The organism is Bradyrhizobium betae (genome assembly GCF_004123905.1).
Classification (GTDB): Bacteria; Pseudomonadota; Alphaproteobacteria; order Rhizobiales; family Xanthobacteraceae; genus Bradyrhizobium; species Bradyrhizobium betae_A.
Genome location: NZ_MZXW01000004.1, coordinates 37,063 through 53,459 on the forward strand (window position 1 = coordinate 37,063; position 16,397 = coordinate 53,459).

General features: G+C 64.1%; 16 protein-coding genes. 5 read left to right on the top strand and 11 right to left on the bottom strand.

Annotated features, from left to right (window positions below):
- Nucleotide 1: 1 nt before the first annotated feature.
- Genes B5V03_RS00300 through B5V03_RS00315 form a run of 4 tightly spaced genes read left to right on the top strand, consistent with a single transcriptional unit; the run spans nt 2 to nt 4,278 of the window.
- Entirely contained in the window at nt 2–721 is a 720-nt protein-coding gene (locus B5V03_RS00300) for an ABC transporter ATP-binding protein (RefSeq protein ID WP_129267654.1), read from the top strand.
- A gap of 31 nt (nt 722–752) precedes the next feature.
- Complete coding sequence (locus tag B5V03_RS00305; RefSeq protein ID WP_129267299.1) at nt 753–1,742, top strand: acetamidase/formamidase family protein; 990 nt, start codon at nt 753–755, stop codon at nt 1,740–1,742.
- A gap of 13 nt (nt 1,743–1,755) precedes the next feature.
- Complete coding sequence (locus tag B5V03_RS00310; RefSeq protein ID WP_129267300.1) at nt 1,756–3,495, top strand: nitrilase-related carbon-nitrogen hydrolase; 1,740 nt, start codon at nt 1,756–1,758, stop codon at nt 3,493–3,495.
- Nucleotides 3,496–3,516: 21 nt separating this feature from the next.
- Nucleotides 3,517–4,278, top strand: coding sequence for an SDR family NAD(P)-dependent oxidoreductase (locus B5V03_RS00315; RefSeq protein WP_129267301.1), 762 nt, complete (start codon nt 3,517–3,519; stop codon nt 4,276–4,278).
- A 223-nt stretch (nt 4,279–4,501) separates the two neighbouring features.
- Here B5V03_RS00315 and B5V03_RS00320 read toward each other — a convergent pair whose 3' ends face one another.
- The 11 genes from B5V03_RS00320 to B5V03_RS00370 form a co-directional block, all read right to left on the bottom strand.
- Entirely contained in the window at nt 4,502–4,789 is a 288-nt protein-coding gene (locus B5V03_RS00320; protein ID WP_129267302.1) for a YciI family protein, read from the bottom strand.
- A 76-nt stretch (nt 4,790–4,865) separates the two neighbouring features.
- The gene (locus B5V03_RS00325; RefSeq protein WP_164987701.1) at nt 4,866–5,837 is read right to left on the bottom strand and encodes a sugar ABC transporter substrate-binding protein; all 972 of its coding nucleotides are present in this window, start codon (nt 5,835–5,837) and stop codon (nt 4,866–4,868) included.
- Nucleotides 5,838–5,879: 42 nt separating this feature from the next.
- Nucleotides 5,880–6,857: an ABC transporter permease gene (locus B5V03_RS00330; RefSeq protein ID WP_129267304.1), complete on the bottom strand. Its 978-nt coding sequence runs from the start codon at nt 6,855–6,857 to the stop codon at nt 5,880–5,882.
- A complete protein-coding gene (locus tag B5V03_RS00335) occupies nt 6,854–7,804 on the bottom strand; it encodes an ABC transporter permease (RefSeq protein WP_129267305.1) in 951 nt (316 codons plus the stop codon). Before B5V03_RS00335 ends, B5V03_RS00330 begins: the two co-directional genes overlap by 4 nt.
- On the bottom strand, nt 7,797–9,320 hold the full coding sequence (locus tag B5V03_RS00340) for a sugar ABC transporter ATP-binding protein (protein WP_129267306.1): 1,524 nt from the start codon (nt 9,318–9,320) through the stop codon (nt 7,797–7,799). Before B5V03_RS00340 ends, B5V03_RS00335 begins: the two co-directional genes overlap by 8 nt.
- On the bottom strand, nt 9,317–10,711 hold the full coding sequence (locus B5V03_RS00345; protein ID WP_129267307.1) for an FAD-linked oxidase C-terminal domain-containing protein: 1,395 nt from the start codon (nt 10,709–10,711) through the stop codon (nt 9,317–9,319). The genes B5V03_RS00340 and B5V03_RS00345 overlap by 4 nt, the downstream gene beginning before the upstream one ends.
- Nucleotides 10,712–10,770: 59 nt before the next feature.
- Nucleotides 10,771–11,655, bottom strand: coding sequence for an intradiol ring-cleavage dioxygenase (locus B5V03_RS00350; RefSeq protein ID WP_129267308.1), 885 nt, complete (start codon nt 11,653–11,655; stop codon nt 10,771–10,773).
- 15 nt (nt 11,656–11,670) lie between these two features.
- Nucleotides 11,671–12,573, bottom strand: a complete 903-nt coding sequence (locus B5V03_RS00355; protein WP_129267309.1) for an NAD(P)-dependent oxidoreductase — start codon at nt 12,571–12,573, stop codon at nt 11,671–11,673.
- Nucleotides 12,574–12,593: 20 nt separating this feature from the next.
- Nucleotides 12,594–13,961: an amidohydrolase family protein gene (locus tag B5V03_RS00360; protein ID WP_129267310.1), complete on the bottom strand. Its 1,368-nt coding sequence runs from the start codon at nt 13,959–13,961 to the stop codon at nt 12,594–12,596.
- A 4-nt stretch (nt 13,962–13,965) separates the two neighbouring features.
- Nucleotides 13,966–15,045, bottom strand: coding sequence for a maleylacetate reductase (locus B5V03_RS00365; RefSeq protein WP_129267311.1), 1,080 nt, complete (start codon nt 15,043–15,045; stop codon nt 13,966–13,968).
- Nucleotides 15,042–15,365 (bottom strand): Dabb family protein, encoded by a 324-nt coding sequence (locus B5V03_RS00370; protein ID WP_129267312.1) that lies wholly within the window; start codon nt 15,363–15,365, stop codon nt 15,042–15,044. Before B5V03_RS00370 ends, B5V03_RS00365 begins: the two co-directional genes overlap by 4 nt.
- Nucleotides 15,366–15,472: 107 nt before the next feature.
- On the opposite strand from B5V03_RS00370, the gene B5V03_RS00375 reads away from it, so the two are divergent.
- Nucleotides 15,473–16,396, top strand: a complete 924-nt coding sequence (locus B5V03_RS00375; protein ID WP_129267313.1) for a LysR family transcriptional regulator — start codon at nt 15,473–15,475, stop codon at nt 16,394–16,396.
- Nucleotide 16,397 lies beyond the last annotated feature (1 nt).

Sequence of the window (16,397 nt, forward strand, 5' to 3'; positions counted from 1 at the left end):
TATGGCGCGTAAGGAAGTCATCCTCGCAACGCTGGCCCTGCGCGCCGGCTATGGCGGCAAGCCGGTGCTCCAAGGCCTCGAGATCGAGGTGCGGGAAGGCGAGATCGTCGCCGTGATCGGGCGCAACGGCGTCGGCAAGTCGACGCTGATGAAGAGCCTGATCGGGCTGGTGCCGGCAATGAGCGGCTCGATCGTCTATCGCGGCGAGGCGGTGGATTCGCTACCGGCGTACAAGCGCGCGCGGCTCGGCATGGGCTATGTGCCGCAGGGGCGCGACGTGTTTCCACGCCTGACCGTCGGCGAGAACGTCGCGGTCGGCGCCGCGATCAAGGGCGGCGGCATTCCCGAGGCAGGCCGCCGCAGGATCGTCGAGGCCTTTCCGATCCTCGAAGAACGCTGGCACCAGCGCGCCGGCACCATGTCTGGAGGCCAGCAGCAGCAACTCGCGATCGGTCGCGTCCTCATTGCCGATCCCAATCTCATCCTGCTCGACGAGCCCTCGGAGGGCATCCAGCCCAACATCGTTCAGGACATTGCGCGCAACATGGTCGCGCTCAACCGCAGGACCGGCGTGACCATCATCCTCGTCGAGCAGAATCTCGACATGATCCGCGCCATGGCACAGCGCTGCTACGTCATGGACAAGGGGCGCATCGTCGCAAGTCTCGACCGCTCCGCGCTCGACGACGAGGCGGAGATGCGCCGCCATCTGGCAGTCTAGAAAAAACGACGCCCAACCAAGGAGAACAGCAATGGCCTGGCAAAACGATTCCATCATGGCACGCAAAGGCGTCGCCAAGGGCGAGCGTGGCAAGGAGTACACCATCACGGAGAGCGAGCAGGGCAAGTACCATTATGTCTACGGTCCCTATGTGGGGCCGGTGCTGACCGTCGATCCCGGTGCGGTCGTCTCGGCCGAGACGCACGACGCGTTCGAGGGCGCGATCAAGCATGAGACCGATAGCCCGTCAAAAATCCTCAACTTCCCGTTCCTCAATCCGCAGAACGGGCCCATCCATGTCAATGGCGCGGAGAAAGGCGATACGCTTGCGGTCTATATCGAGAGCATCGTGCCGCGCGGGCCGCAGCCGTGCGGCACCACCGTGGTCATGCCTGACTTCGGTGGCCTGGTCTCGACCGGCCAGACCGCGCTGCTCAATCCGGCGTTGCCGGAGCGTGTGAAGAAGCTCGTAGTCGACGCTAAGACCGGTACGAAGTGGAACGACAAGATCACGTTGCCGTATGAGCCCTTTATCGGCACGATCGGCACGTCGCCGGAGATCGAGGCGATCTCCTCGCTGGTCCCCGACTATTACGGCGGGAACATGGATTTGCCCGATGTCGGCGTCGGTGCCGTCGTCTATTTGCCTGTTAACACCAAGGGCGCGCTGCTCTATCTCGGCGACTGCCACGCTGCGCAGGGGGATGGTGAGCTCTGTGGCGTCGCCATCGAGCATCCGACCGTGACCACGGTGCAGATCGACCTCATCAAGAACTGGACCATCTCCTGGCCGCGGCTCGAGACCAGGGATTTCATCATGACCATCGGCTCGGCGCGGCCGATGGAGGATGCGGCCCGCATCGCCTATCGTGAGCTCTGCCGCTGGATGGCAGCCGACTACGGTTTTGAGGAGATCGATGCCTATATGCTGCTGACCCAGGCGGGGCGTGTCCGGCTCGGCAACATGGTCGATCCCAAATATACGCTCGGCGCCTCCATCAAGAAATCCTATCTGGTTTGAGGTCGGCCGGATCATGTCCACCACCCACAAGGTCGCCGCCGTCCAGTTCGAGCCCACCATGTTCGAGAAGGAGCGCAACATCGCACGCCTGCTCGAGCTCTGCGAGCAGGCGGCGGCGGCCGGTGCAAGGCTCATCGTCACGCCGGAGATGGGAACGACCGGCTATTGCTGGTTCGACCGCGCCGAGGTCGCCCCCTTTGTCGAGACGATCCCGGGTCCGACCACGAACCGCTTTGCGGCGCTGGCGCGCAGGCAGGACTGCTACATCGTCGTCGGCATGCCGGAGGTCGACGAGGACGGCATCTATTTCAACACGGCCGTCCTGATCGGGCCCGACGGCATCGTCGGCCGTCACCGCAAGACCCATCCCTACATCTCCGAGCCGAAATGGGCGGCGGCGGGCGATTTGCACAACCAGGTGTTCGAGACGCCGATCGGGCGGATCGCGCTGCTGATCTGCATGGACATCCATTTCGTGGAGACCGCGCGGCTGATGGCGCTCGGCGGTGCGGACGTCATCTGTCACATCTCGAACTGGCTGGCGGAGCGCACGCCGGCGCCATACTGGATCAGCCGCGCCTTCGAGAACGGCTGCTACGTCATCGAGAGCAACCGCTGGGGGCTTGAACGCACCGTGCAGTTCAGCGGCGGCAGCTGTGTGATCGCACCGGACGGGCAGGTGATCGCTGTGCTCGACAAGGGCGACGGCGTCCTGATGTCGGAGATCGATCTCGAAGCCGCACGTGCGCGCCGTGTGCTCGGGGAGACTGTGTTCGCGCAGCGCCGACCGGAGCTCTATCCGGAACTTCTCACCGACACGTTCAGCTGGAATCCGCGCGACTTCTTCGGCCTTTACGGTCACGAGCCCTGGCCGGCTGGAAAGACGTCGCGGGTCTCAGTCGCGCAATTTGCGCCGGCCGATGACATCAGCCGCAATCTCGGAGAGATCGCAGCACTCGCAGGCAAGGCGAAAGCCGAAGGCGCGGAGCTCGTCGTCTTTCCGGAGCTGGCGATGACGGGACTTTCCGATCCCTCGACATCCGCCCAACCGATACCGGGTCGGGCGACGGACAGCCTTGGCATGCTGGCAAGGGAGCTCGACCTCTATCTTGTCTGCGGTCTCGCCGAGCGCGACGGCGATCTGGTCTACAACAGCGCCTGCCTCATCGCGCCCGATGGAGCCATCTCGGTCTATCGCAAGACACATCTCTCCGCCGACGAGCGCGGCTGGGCCACGGCGGGAGACGAATGGACCGTGGTCGATACGCCGATTGGCCGCATTGGGCTGTTGATCGGCCACGATGCGTCTTTTCCTGAAGCGGGAAGGGTGCTGGCGTTGCACGGCTGCGATCTCATCGCGTGCCCCGCCGCGATCAAAGGGCGCTTCAGTTCGTCGCATGCGGGCACCGAAGTCGGGCAGCCAAAGCCGATTCCGACCGGCCCAGATCCGCATCACTGGCATCATTTTCGTGTTCGCGCGGGCGAGAACAACCTGTTTTTCGCCTTCGCCAATGTCGTCGATCCGGACCGCTTCTATCCCGGGCTGAGCGGCGTATTCGGACCCGACACGTTCGAGTTTCCGCGGCGGGAGGCGATCGTGGCCGGCGGCACGGGCCTTGCCACCGCGCTGGTCGACACCACCAATCTCGACAGCGTCTATCCGACCAACGTGGTGCGGCGAAAGGATCTGGTGTCGATGCGCATGCCGCACAGCTATCGTGGATTGATCAAGGCGGCCGCGAGCAACTACTGAACCAAGAAAAGGAAACCGGCCATGGATCTGGGACTCAAGGGCGCGAAAGTTCTTGTCACAGGAAGCACCAAGGGCATCGGCCGTGCGATCGCCGAGACATTTGCCGCCGAAGGCGCCGATGTCGGCGTCTGCGCGCGCAATCTGCCCGAGGTCGAGAGCACGGTCGCCGCGCTCAAGGCCAAGGGCGTCGCGGCCTATGGCGGTGCGGTCGACGTCGCTGACGCAGCCGTGCTGAAGGCATGGGTCGGCGACATGGCGGCAAAGCTCGGCGGCATCGACGTCGTCGTCGCCAATGTCAGTGCGCTGGCGATCGGGCAGGATGACGAGAGCTGGGAGAAGGAATTTTCGACCGACATGATGGGCACGGTCCGGCTGGTGAACGCGGCCATGCCTTATCTCGAGAAGAGTTCCGCCGGCGCGATTGTCACCATATCGAGCGTCTCCGGGCGCGAGGTCGATTTTGCGGCCGGTCCCTACGGCACGTTCAAGGCGGCGATCATCCATTACACACAGGGGCTCGCCAACCAGATCGCGGCGAAGAACATCCGCGCCAACTCGGTGTCGCCGGGCAACACCTATTTCGACGGCGGCGTCTGGAACATGATCAAGGACAACAACCCCGAGCTTTACAAGACCGCGCTGGCGCTCAATCCGACCGGGCGGATGGGCACGCCGCAGGAAATGGCCAACGCCGTCGTCTTCCTCGCCAGCCGTGCCGCCAGCTTCATCACGGGCACCAACCTCGTCGTCGACGGTGCCCTGACGCGCGGCGTGCAGTTTTAGACGAACGTATTGCCGCTGCCAGGAGGGAGATCGCGAAAGCCATGCGTGCGGCTTTCCTACAAGGGCGCAAGACGGCGGGGCGCAGTGTGACGATCGAGCGATGGTTGCACTCTGCTCCTGTTTTGCCCGACGTGTCGAAGCGATCGACGCCGCAAATTCGCAAGCAAGAACAACCCCATTCTACTGTGCATGGGGTTGTTTCGCATTTTTTGTTTGGTCACCCTCAACCCTGGCGTCGCAGGAAGCCCGTGATCGTGACCTTTTCCCAGATGCCGGCTTCGGCAAATGGGTCTGCATGATTGAAGGCCTCGACTTCGCTGCGGCCGGGTGCCTCGATCAGGAACAGGCTGCCGATCATGGTCTGGCCATCGTCGGAGACGAGCGGGCCCGACATCACGATCTTGACGCCGAAGCGCGAGGTGTCACTGAGGAAAGCCTTGTGGGCGTCATAATTGGCGAGCCGGGTCGGCAATGCGCCGGCGCGGTCGAGGGCGTGAATGGCGAACAGCATGGTGGTCTCCGTATTCTTGGCTTCGTTCTTGGGACGGCCGCGAGGCGGCCGTCCGTGTTTGTCGAGATGGACTGATTTACTTGGCGCCGAGCTTGCTGGCCTCCTCGAAGGTCGGACAGGTACGCTGTTCCAGCGGCACGTCGAACGGCTGGTAGTTGTCCTTGGTGATGACGGTCGGCTTCAGCACGATCTCGCTGATGACAGGCTGGTTACGCAAGGACCGGATCGCCATCATGGTGCCGAGGCAGCCTTGGGCAAATCCGTTGTAGTCGCCGCTCGCGAGCAGCTTGCCGGACTTGATCGCGTCGATGGCCTCCTTGGTGCCGTTGATGCCGATCACCTGGGCCTTGCGATTGGCGCCGTCGAGTGCCTCGATCGCGCCGACCGCCATGGCGTCGTTGGCGGCGAGCACGCCGTCGATCTGCGAATTCGACTGCATCAGGTTTTCCATGACCTGGAGCGCCTGAAGCCGCTGGTAGTTGCCGGGCTGCGAAGCCAGCAGCTTGGCGCCAGCATTCTCCTTCAGCGCGTCGTTGAAGCCGCGGACGCGGTCGACATTGGTCAGCGAGCCCTTGACGCCCTCGATGATGACGATGTTGCCCTTGCCACCCAGCGTCTTGAGCATGAAGCGCGCGGTCTCCAGTCCAAGGCTGTAATCGTCCGCGCCGACGAAGGAGAGGAACTTTCCACCGGCGGAACGGTCGGTGATGTTGACGACGGGGATCTTGGCTTCGTTGATCTTCTCGACGCCCGGTACCATCGCCTTGTAGTCAACCGGCGTGAAGACGATCGCGCTCGGCTTCTTCACCACGACGTCCTCGATCTGGCTGAGCTGCTCGGGGATCGAGTCCGGCTTGGTCGGGATGTACTGCAGCGTCTTCGCGTTCAGCGTCTTCGCCATGTTGTCGGCACCGACCCGCACCGTCTGGAAGAACGGATTGGTTTGGTTCTTGGTGAAGACGGCGATGGTCTCGCCGTCGGCACGCGCCTCGGTGAACGCGGCCGCCACCAATAGCGGTAGTGCCAAATAACCCAGTTTCTGTTTCATGTTGCCTCCATCCCTCATTTTGCTTGTTGGACTTCTAAGTGCTCATTGCGCGCGGCGGCGGGTCTTCATGTCGAGCCAGACCGCGAGAATGACGATGATGCCTGTCACCAGCGGCTGCCAGTTGGCGCTGACCGAGAGCAAATTCATGCCGTTCAGCACCAGCGTCAGGATCAGCGCGCCGATGAAGGTGCCGAACACGGTGCCGACGCCGCCGAACAGCGAAGTGCCGCCGATCAGCACCGCCGCAATCGCAGGCAGCGTCAGGCTTTCGCCGATGTCGGCTTCGGCCGAGTTGAGCCGCGACAGGAAGATGATCGAGGCGAGCCCCGCCATGGTGCCTGACACCGCGTAGACCAGCAGCAATCGCCGCGCGACCGGAATGCCGGAGAGGCGAGCCGCGACCGGATTAGCGCCGATCGCATAGATCTCCTGGCCCCAGATCGTCCGCTGCGCGAACAGTGTCCCTATGCCGAGGAACACCAGCAGCAGATAGACCGGAATGGGCAGGCCGAACAGATAGCCGCTGCCGATCTGGCGGAAGCCGGCCGGGAAGCCGTGAAGGGTCTCGCCCGCCATGTACCAATAGGTGAGGCCGTTCAGCACCCAGAGCATGCCATAGGTGGCGATGAAGGAGGGAATGCGGAGGGCAGTAACCATCACGCCGTTGAGGAGGCCGACGATGCCGCCGCAGGCAAGGCCGGTGAGGATGCCGAGCGCCGGCGAACCGGTCTTGTGGATCACGGTGCCGGCGATACAGGCGGACAGTGCGACATTGGCACCGACGGAGAGATCGAGGCCGGCGGTCAGCACCACCAGCGTCAGGCCGGAGGCGATGAAGAAGGTCAGGCTCGCCTGCCGGAGCACATTGAGGATGTTGCCGAGGCTCAGGAAGGAATCGCTGAGCACGGCGAGCACGGCGCAGATCAGCAGCGCTGCGAGCAGGCGATAAAACATCTGGATCGCGTCCTGCGACAGGAACGAGCGGGGCGGCATCATGGCGTCTTTGGAGATGTCGGTCATGCGCGGCTCCGCAGGCCGTCGAGGAACAGCGCGACGATGACGAGAATTCCGACGCTTGCGACCTGCACCGACGATGGCATCGAGATCAAGTTGAGCCCATTGCGCAGTACGCCGACCGCGATCACGCCGAGCAATGTGCCAAGCAGCCAGCCATTGCCGCGCTCGAACGAGGTGCCGCCGACCGCGACGGCGGCGATAGCATCGAATTCGAGTCCAAGGCCTGCGGTGGGGTGGCCGGAATTCATCCGCGCGGTCATCAAGAGGCCAGCGATGCCGGCCATGGCGCCGCCGAGCGCATAAACCGCGATTAGCAGCTTGTTCGGCGACAGCCCCGCGTAGCGCAGCGCCTCGCGATTGCCGCCGAGCGCGAAAATGTAGGTGCCGAAGCGGGTGTGATAGAGCAGGCCGTGGAAGGCCGCGTAGGTCACCAGCGCCATCACGATCGGCACGGGAATGCCGAGCAGCGTCGACGAATAGATGTCGCGCACGCTGTGGGGGATGCCGACCACGCTCTGGCCGTCGCTGACGATCAGCGACAGGCCTTGCGCCATGCCGAGCGTCCCGAGCGTCGCGACGAAGGGCGGGATGCCCAGGATCGCGACCAGCCAGCCGTTGGCGATGCCGAACGCCGCGCCGACCAGCAGACCGGCGCCCAGGCCCAGCAGCATCGAGTGGGTCGCGAGCGATACGATGGCGACGCAGAGCGAGGTCAGCGTCAGCACCGCGCCCATCGAGAGATCCAGCCCCTCGGTCATGATGATCAGCGTCATGGGCAGCGCGAGCATGGTCAGGATGGTGGACTGCACCAGCACGTTGGAGAGGTTGGCGACCGACAGGAAGCCGGGCGCGATCGCGCTGAACAGGGCGATCAGCAGCACCAGCACGATGGCAACGCCGGGAATCCGTTGCAGCGGATTGGGTTGAGAGACGACCGCGGCCTCACGCATGATGCATCCCCAGTCGCACGATGTTCTCCTCGGTCAGTTCGTTGCGGGTCAAATGCCCGGCGATGCGCCCCTCGCGCATCACATAGGCGCGGTCGCAGACGTGGCAGATCTCGACCTGCTCGGACGAGATCATCAGCGCCGCGGCGCCTTCCGCCACCAGACGGTCGATCAGTGCAAAAATCTCGGACTTGGCGCCGATATCGATGCCGCGCGTAGGCTCGTCAAAGATGAAGAGCTTCGAGCCCGCGGCCAGCCATTTGCCGATCACGACCTTCTGCTGGTTGCCGCCCGAGAGCAGGCCGACGGTCTGGCGCGCGCTGGGCGTCGCAATGCGCAACTGCCGAATGAGGGCATCCGAGGTGCGTTGTGCCCCGCGCTGATCGAACAGGCCGCTCGGGAATAGCTTTTTCAGCGCCGATACCACCAGATTGTCGCTGACCGAACGCAGCAAGGCAAGGCCTTCGCTCTTGCGGCTCTCGGGGATCAGTGCGATGCCGCGGCGGGCGGCGAGATCAGGCTCGCCGGACATGCTCTTGCCGTCGAAGATGATCTCGCCGGAGCTCGTCGGATCGGCGCCGAAAATGGCGCGCGCGACCTCGCTGCGGCCCGAGCCGACCAGGCCGCAGAGGCCAACGATCTCGCCCCGGCGCACCTCGATGTTGATGTCGGAGATACCCGTTGACGCGGTCAGGCCCTTGACCTCGAGCAGCAGCTCGCCGGGCTTGTCGGCAAAATTGCGCGGATAGGTCATGTCGACATTGCGGCCGACCATCATGCGGACGAGCTGGTCCGGCGTGACATCGGCAGGGCGAACGCCGTCGATGCGGCGGCCGTCGCGCAGCACGGTGATACGGTCGCCGAGCGCGAACACCTCGGCCATGCGGTGCGAGATATAGACGATGGACACGCCGTCGGCCTTGAGACGCGCGATCAGCGCGAATAGCAACTCGGTCTCGCGGTCGGATAGCGCCGCGGTCGGCTCGTCCATCACGAGGATGCGCGCGTTCTGGCTGATCGCCTTCGCGATCTCGACCATCTGTTGCTGCGCCACGCCGAGCTTGTCGACCGTGGTGGAGGGATCGATGTCGAAGCCGATAGTATCGAGCACGTGCTTCGCGTCGGCCAGGATTTTGCTGCGGGCGATGGTGCCGGGAATGCGGCCCTTCGGCTCGCGGCCGAGGAAGATATTCTGGGCGATGTCGAGATAGGGGACCAGCGAGAATTCCTGGAAGATGACGGCAATGCCGAGTTTCTGCGCATCCGCGGTCGAAGAGATCGCGACCTTCTCGCCTTTGTAATAGAACTCGCCGGCATCGGCGCGGTAGGCGCCGCACAACACTTTCATCAGGCTCGACTTGCCTGCGCCGTTCTCGCCCAGCAGCATGTGGACTTCGCCGGGATAGATGGCAAAGGACACGTCATCTAGCGCCTTGACGCCGGGAAACTCCTTGCTGATGCCGCGCAGCTCCAGCAGCGGCGTGGGGGAGGTGACCTCGACTGGGAGCGCGTCGCTCATACCTTGGCTCCGCTCGCAAAGATCTTGCCGGGGTTCATCAGGCCATTAGGATCGAGGGCGGTCTTGACCGACCGCATCACATCAACGGCCTCGCCGAGCTCGTCGGCGAGATAATCGATCTTGCCGAGCCCGATGCCGTGCTCGCCGGTGCAGGTGCCCTCCATGGCAATGGCGCGGGCGACCATGCGGGCCTGCAGCGCCTTGGCGCCCTCGGCTTCCTCGGGCTTTGCGGGATCGATCAGAATCAGCATGTGGAAATTGCCGTCGCCGACATGGCCGACGATCGGCGCGATAAAGCCGTGCTCGTCGGCGTCGCGCCGCGTCTCGGTCAGGCATTCCGCCAGCCGCGAGATCGGCACGCAGACATCGGTGATCACGGCCCGTGCGCCGGGCCGGAGGCCGAGGCCCGCATAAAGCGTGTTGTCGCGGGCGTGCCAGAGCCGGCTGCGGTCCTCCGGTGTCTTGGCCCAGGCAAAACCGTGGGCGCCATGGTCGGCGGCGATCGCCTGCACGGCTTCAGCCTGCTCAGCGACTGAGGTCTCCGAGCCGTGGAATTCGAAGAACAGGGTGGGCGCTTCGCGGTAGCCGAGCTTGGCGTAGGCATTGATGCCGCGCATCATGACGTCGTCGAGCAGCTCGATGCGCGCCACCGGGATCGCGGACTGGATCACGGAGATCGCGGTGTCGACGGCATCCTGCAGGGTGTCGAAGCTACAGACCGCGGCTGAAATGGCTTGCGGCACCGGATGCACCTTCAGCGTGATCTCGGTGATGAGTCCGAGCGTGCCTTCCGCACCGACGAACATCCGCGTCAAGTCATAACCGGCCGCTGACTTGCGCGCGCGCTTCGCGGTGCGGATCACGCGGCCGTCGGCGAGCACCACTTCCAGCGCCATGACATTGTCCTTCATGGTGCCGTAGCGCACCGCCATGGTGCCGGAGGCGCGCGTGGACGTCATTCCGCCGATCGAGGCATCTGCGCCGGGATCAATCGGAAAGAACAGGCCGGTCCCGCGCAGCTCGGCGTTGAGCTGCTTTCGCGTGATGCCGGGTTGCACGACGACGTCCATGTCGCTGTCGTGCACCGTCAACACCTTGTTCATGCGCGCGAAGTCGAAACAGACGCCGCCTGCGACTGCGGCTGCATTGCCTTCGAGCGAGGTGCCGGCGCCGAACGGAACGATCGGCATGTCCGCGCTCGCGCACAGTTTGACGATCTCGACGACTTCCTGCGTCGTCTCGGGGAAGACGACGATGTCAGGCGGCAAATTGCGATAATGGGACTCGCTCTGCCCATGCTGATCGAGCACGCCACGCGCAACGCTCGCGCGCGGGCCGATCATGCCCGTGAGGCGTTCGGCCAATATGCTCGTGTTGACGCGCGGTCCCATCCTCGGCTCCCGTCTGCTCCCTGTTGGCGGACTCTTGTCTGGTCAGTCGCCGCTTTAGCTTAGGCGGCCTTTGCGTTGCTCGCGACCTGCTTCAGGCCGAAATCGTAATTGAGGTGAAAATACTCGCTCTCCACCATGCGACCATCCGGCGCACGGCCGGCCGGATGCCGGACGAATTCACGGATCAGGCTGTCCTTGACGCCGAACACCACGTCAGAGTCGAGATATTTGTCGCCGGCGACGAACACGTGGGTCACCAGCTGCTCGAATCCGGGCGCCGAGATCATGAAGTGCACATGCGCCGGGCGCCAGGGGTGGCGGCCCTGGACCTCCAGCATGTCGCCGACCGGGCCGTCATGTGGGATCGGGTATGCGGCCGGCTTGATCGACCAGAAATTGAAGCGGCCATTCTGGTCGGTGTGGAAGCGCGCGCGCATCGCGAGATCACCGATCTTGTCAAGCTGCTGCACGTCGTAATAGCCGTCATCGTCGGAGTGCCAGACATCGACGACCGCACCCGCGAGCGGACGTCCATCGACGGTGGAGACCGAGCCGGTGACGAGCATCGGGTCGCCCTCCATCGGACCGGAGATGTCTGCGCCGTTCTCTTTCTCGGGCGACGCCTGTACGAAGAAAGGCCCCAGCACGGTGGTCTCGGTCGCGCCTTCCGGCACCGGATGGTTGATCGCATCGACCAGCATGGAGACGCCGAGCGTGTCGGACAGCAGGATGAACTCCTGGCGGTTGTCGTCGCACATGTGCCCGGTGCGGGTCAGGAAATCGATGCCGAATTCCCATTCCTTCTGGGTCGGCCGCACTTCACGGACGAAGGCATGAAGGTGGCGCACCAGCGCTTCACTGACCTCTTTGATCCGGGGATCGGTCGCGCCCGCGATCCGCTCCAATACCGCATCCGTGATCGTATTTTCGTTGAAGTTACGCATCCGTGCCTCCGCCGATCAGAGTTTTGGCTCGCCAAGCCCGGACAGCCGTTCCAGGTGCTTGACGGTCGCGATGAAGTCGGTGTCGCCGTCGCCTTGCGCGACCAGCGATCCATAGGTTTCGCGGACTTGGGCGGCGAGCTGAAGCGGCACGCCGACGGCGTGGCCGGCATCCAGGATGAGGTCAAGATCCTTGGCCATCTGCTTGCAGGAGAAAGTCGACTCGAAATCGCGGGTTCGCAGCGGCGCGGTCTTGTACTTCACCATCGGGGAAGCCACCGCACTGTCGTCGAGCACTTTCAGAATGTCCTGCCAGGCGATGCCGCCCTTTCGCGCCAGCGCCAGGCTCTCCGCCATCATCGCGGCCGACACCGCGATCATCAGATTGACCGAGAGCTTTGCGTAGCGCGCTTCCTCGGCGGGCCCGAGATAGGTCTGGGCGCGGGTGAAGGCAGCGAACAGCGGTTTTGCATTGTCGAAGGCGTCCTTCGGTCCCGAGACGAAGCAGGTCAGCGCGCCGGTGTGAACGATGCTGGCGTTGCCGGAGACCGGCGAACGCAGATAGGCGATGCCGCGCGCCTGCGCGGCGATCGCGACTTCGGTGGAGGCCTCGACGCTCACAGTGCTGGTTTCGATCAGAACGGCTTCGGGCGCTATTGCTGCGATTAGGCCGGTCGAGCCGAGCAACGCGCCGCGCAAGGCGGTGTCATCGGGCAAGGACGTAACGACGGCGGCCTTTCCGCTCACGGCTTCGACCGGTGAAGCGGCAATCGAAATGCCTTGTGCGCGTGCCTCGCTGATCCGCGCCGCATTTTGGTCGAACGCCGTAACAGCGTAGCCGGCCTTGGCGACGAGCACCGACATCGGCAGGCCCATCTTGCCGATCCCGATGAAGGCGACGTTTTTTGGAGTGTCTGTCATTGTTGTTGTCCCTGGGATGCCTAGGCGGCGCGTCCCTGTCGTTCTATGTCCTGCACCAGCCGCCGGCCGGATTGCGCCAGCAGCTCTTTCTTCGTCTCCAGCCCCTCGACAAGCAGCCGGCCGTTCCTTTTCTTCCAGACGCCGCCGATCATGACGGACTCGATGTTGGTGAGGCTCGTCTGCATCACGACGGTCGCGACGGGATCGTGCACCGGGACGAGGTTGAGGTCGGACGCGTTGATGACGACGAGGTCCGCGAGTTTGCCGGGCGTCAGCGAGCCGATCTGATGCTCGCGGCCGAGCATGCGGGCGCCTTCCGTCGTGATCCAGCGCAGCGCCTCGCGCACGGGGATGGTGGTCGTCGCCGGAATGGTGCCGCTCACTTGACGCGACTCCGCATTGTCGAGCGTCCGCTGCATCGAGAGCGCGACGCGGGCGACGGACAGGAGATCGCCGGCCAGTACGGATTCGAGATCAATGCCGATGGTCGGCCGCACGCCGCGCTTGAGCAGACGTCCCGTGATTGGAAAGCCATGGCCCTGGATCATCTCGTTCTCGGGCGTGACGGAGAAGGACACGCCGAGATCGACGAGACGGTCGAGCAGATTGTCAGGCAGATCGTTGCCATGGACGATGTTGATGCCGGCGCCGACGAGGCCGGCTTCGATCAATTGCTCCCAGCCGCCGGGTGTTTTGGCCGGGCCGCCGCCCTGGTGCATCGAGGCGATCAGGTTCAACTCCCGCGCCAGGCGGAAATCATGCATGGCGACGTCAAGCGTCGAATAATGCGGACCTAAGATCGCAAGCCCGAGTGTGACGAGGCCGTCGCGGTCGGCGAGGGGACCTGCCAGCAGCCGCTCGATTTCGTGGCGAGGATGCGGAATCTCCGAGAAATGCGCCTCGCCGGGCTTCGGCTCGGGTTTTGGCGAGCCGTGGAAGAAGGCGGCGCGGATGCCGCTCTCGATCAGGCCGCGCACGGCGGCGTCGGTATGATCGGGCGTCGGATTGTTGTGGCACCAGTCGACCAGCGTGGTGGTGCCGCAATTGATCTGGTTCAGCGCGCCGACAAGGGTCGCAATGTAGATGTCGTCGGGCCGGAATACGGTGGCGAGGCCGGCATGCATGCGGCGGAAATATTCGAGCAGCGTCCAGTTCGCCGCATAGCCGCGCAAGCCCGTCTGCCAGGTGTGCATGTGCGCGTTGATCAGGCCGGGAATGACGATGCGGCCCTTTCCCTCGACGACCTCGGCCGCGCCGCTGCCGAGGTCGATCGATGAACGGACGTCGACGATGCGATTGCCCTCAACCAGCAAATCGCCGCTGCCGAGATCGCCGGTCGCGTCATCCATGCTGATGATCGTGGCGGATTTGATCAGCGTGCGCCGCATCGCTTTACGCCGCCGCTTTGATGGCGACCGGCGGCTCGCCGGCCCAGGCGCGCGCGATCAAATCGCGGATGGCATTGCGCTCCAGGGGGCGCGGATTCCAATAGGCATTGGTGACGGCGAGATCAGCCGCCTTGTCGATACCGCCTTCGGGCATGCCGACATCGCGTAACGCCGTTTTCGCGCCTAGCCGCTTCGCAAGTTCGAAAAGTCCCTGCGACGCGTCGGCGGCGCCGATTGCACGCGAGATGCGTGCCATCGCATCGGGCACGGCTGGTGAATTGTAGGCCAGCGCATGCGGGAGCACGATGGTATGCGTCTCGGCATGCGGCAGATCAAAAGTGCCGCCGAGCGTGTGGCAGAGCTTGTGATGCAGCGCCATGCCGACGGTACCGAGGCAGACGCCGCAGAGCCAGGCACCGTAGAGCGCTTCGGTGCGGGCCTCTCGGTCGTCGCTTTTCGCCGCGATGGCGGGCAGGGCGCGCGCCAATGCGCGGATGCCTTCTTCCGCCATCAGCGAGGTCACGGGATTGGTGTCGCGCGCGTAGAGGGCCTCGACCGCATGCGCGATCGCGTTGATGCCGGATGTCGCAGCCAGGCTCGCCGGCAGCGTCAAGGTGAGGTCGACATCGTAGATCACCGTTTCCGGCAGCACGGCGGCATCGCGCACCGTAGTCTTCAATCCGTTCTCGGTCTGGCCGACGATTGGCGTCATCTCCGAGCCGGCGTAGGTGGTGGGGATGCAGAGCTGGTTGACGCCGGTGCGCAAGGCGAGCGCTTTGCCGAGGCCGGTGGTCGAGCCGCCGCCGAGCGAGACGACGCAATCGGCTTCGCACGCCTTCATCGCCACGAGTGCTCGTTCCGTGACCTCGACCGGTGTGTGCACGGTCGCGCCGGGAAAAATGCCGGCATAGAGCGGGCCAAGCGCTGCACCGAGGCTCTTGCCCTGCGCCTCTTGCTGCGGCGTGGTCAGCACCAGCGCGCGCTTGCCGCCGAGTCGCTCGATCTCGGCTTTGGCCGACGCCAGCGTTCCGCTGCCGAACACCACGCGGCAGGGCAGGTTTTCAAAGGTGAACGAACCGATCATGTGCCGGTCTCTTTGATGGGATAATCGACCTGGAAGCGCCCGATCCGCAAGTCGCCCAGCGCCTCGCGGACGCGCAAATGTTCGGGGTGGGTGGCGTAGGCCTGGAGCGAGGCGTGGTCGGTGAACTCCGAGAAAAGCACCACGTCGCAAGCGTAGTCGACATCGCTGACATCGACGCCGACTTCGATATGAGTTAGGCCGTCGATCCGGCCGCGCAGCCCCTCGAACAGGGTTTTGACCTTGACCCGGGCAGCGGACCGCTCCTCGGGTGTCTCCCCGCGCAGCCGCCACATCACGATGTGCCTGATCGCGCCCGACATTTCCTGATTTCCTCGCCTGTCATTGTGCTTTGTTGAGGCTATTTTGCCTTGCAGAAATCGGAAATAAAGGCCAAACTTTGTAAGTCTCTTTTCCGATTTATGCAAAAATGGACCGGCTGCTCCAACTCGAAGTCTTCGCCAAAACCGCCGAGCTCGGCAGTCTGTCCAAGGCCGCCGAAATCCTGCGGATGTCGAACGCGGCTGCCAGCCGTCACCTCAGCGCACTGGAGGAGCGGCTTGCGGTCCGGCTGATCGAGCGCAACACGCGCCGGCAATGGCTGACCGAGGCAGGGCAGGAGCTGTTGCAGCGTTGCAGCACGCTTCTGAACGAGCTGGCCGAAGCCGAGGACGCCGTCTCCGACCGCGCGCTGTCGCCGAAGGGCATGCTGCGGGTGACGAGCTCGCTGTCCTTCGCGATGATCTATCTCGCGCCGATGCTGCCGGCGTTCCGTGCGCTCTATCCTGATCTCAGCGTGCAGATCATCAGCGCCAACCGCTATCTGGACTTCATCGAAGCTGGCATCGACGTTGCGATCCGCACCCGCGAGCAGGAGCCGGATTCCAACATCATCGTTCGCCGCATCGGCCAGATGCACCGCGTGCTCGCGGCGGCTCCGTCATATCTGGAGAAGCATGGTCACCCGGAGCACCCCGCCGATCTCGCGCGCCACAACATGCTGATCTACAATCTTGCCAACGATCCCTATTCACTGCGGCTGAGCCAGGGCAGCACGACGCAGACCGTCCGGATCGCGCCGACGCTCGACAGCAATGACGGCCAGATCATCTGCGGCGCAGCGCGCGCAGGGCTCGGCATCCTGATCCAGCCGATTTACATCGTGCAGAATGATATCGCGGCCGGCCGGCTGGTGCCGGTGCTGATGGGCTGGGAGCTGCCGCTGCTCACCATGAACATCGCCTATCAGAACCGCGTCAGGCTGCCCGCCAAGATCAGGGTCTTTTCCGACTTTCTCGTCACCCACATCCGCGACCATTCCGAGCCGGGGATCTGGATCGACGCGACGAAGTGAA

Excerpts from the sequence above, each read along its gene's own strand:
- B5V03_RS00300 (WP_129267654.1), top strand. The coding sequence starts at position 2 with ATGGCGCGTAAGGAAGTCATCCTCGCAACGCTGGCCCTGCGCGCCGGC.
- B5V03_RS00305 (WP_129267299.1), top strand. The coding sequence starts at position 753 with ATGGCCTGGCAAAACGATTCCATCATGGCACGCAAAGGCGTCGCCAAG.
- B5V03_RS00310 (WP_129267300.1), top strand. The coding sequence starts at position 1,756 with ATGTCCACCACCCACAAGGTCGCCGCCGTCCAGTTCGAGCCCACCATG.
- B5V03_RS00315 (WP_129267301.1), top strand. The coding sequence starts at position 3,517 with ATGGATCTGGGACTCAAGGGCGCGAAAGTTCTTGTCACAGGAAGCACC.
- B5V03_RS00320 (WP_129267302.1), bottom strand. The coding sequence starts at position 4,789 with ATGCTGTTCGCCATTCACGCCCTCGACCGCGCCGGCGCATTGCCGACC.
- B5V03_RS00325 (WP_164987701.1), bottom strand. The coding sequence starts at position 5,837 with ATGAAACAGAAACTGGGTTATTTGGCACTACCGCTATTGGTGGCGGCC.
- B5V03_RS00330 (WP_129267304.1), bottom strand. The coding sequence starts at position 6,857 with ATGACCGACATCTCCAAAGACGCCATGATGCCGCCCCGCTCGTTCCTG.
- B5V03_RS00335 (WP_129267305.1), bottom strand. The coding sequence starts at position 7,804 with ATGCGTGAGGCCGCGGTCGTCTCTCAACCCAATCCGCTGCAACGGATT.
- B5V03_RS00340 (WP_129267306.1), bottom strand. The coding sequence starts at position 9,320 with ATGAGCGACGCGCTCCCAGTCGAGGTCACCTCCCCCACGCCGCTGCTG.
- B5V03_RS00345 (WP_129267307.1), bottom strand. The coding sequence starts at position 10,711 with ATGGGACCGCGCGTCAACACGAGCATATTGGCCGAACGCCTCACGGGC.
- B5V03_RS00350 (WP_129267308.1), bottom strand. The coding sequence starts at position 11,655 with ATGCGTAACTTCAACGAAAATACGATCACGGATGCGGTATTGGAGCGG.
- B5V03_RS00355 (WP_129267309.1), bottom strand. The coding sequence starts at position 12,573 with ATGACAGACACTCCAAAAAACGTCGCCTTCATCGGGATCGGCAAGATG.
- B5V03_RS00360 (WP_129267310.1), bottom strand. The coding sequence starts at position 13,961 with ATGCGGCGCACGCTGATCAAATCCGCCACGATCATCAGCATGGATGAC.
- B5V03_RS00365 (WP_129267311.1), bottom strand. The coding sequence starts at position 15,045 with ATGATCGGTTCGTTCACCTTTGAAAACCTGCCCTGCCGCGTGGTGTTC.
- B5V03_RS00370 (WP_129267312.1), bottom strand. The coding sequence starts at position 15,365 with ATGTCGGGCGCGATCAGGCACATCGTGATGTGGCGGCTGCGCGGGGAG.
- B5V03_RS00375 (WP_129267313.1), top strand. The coding sequence starts at position 15,473 with ATGGACCGGCTGCTCCAACTCGAAGTCTTCGCCAAAACCGCCGAGCTC.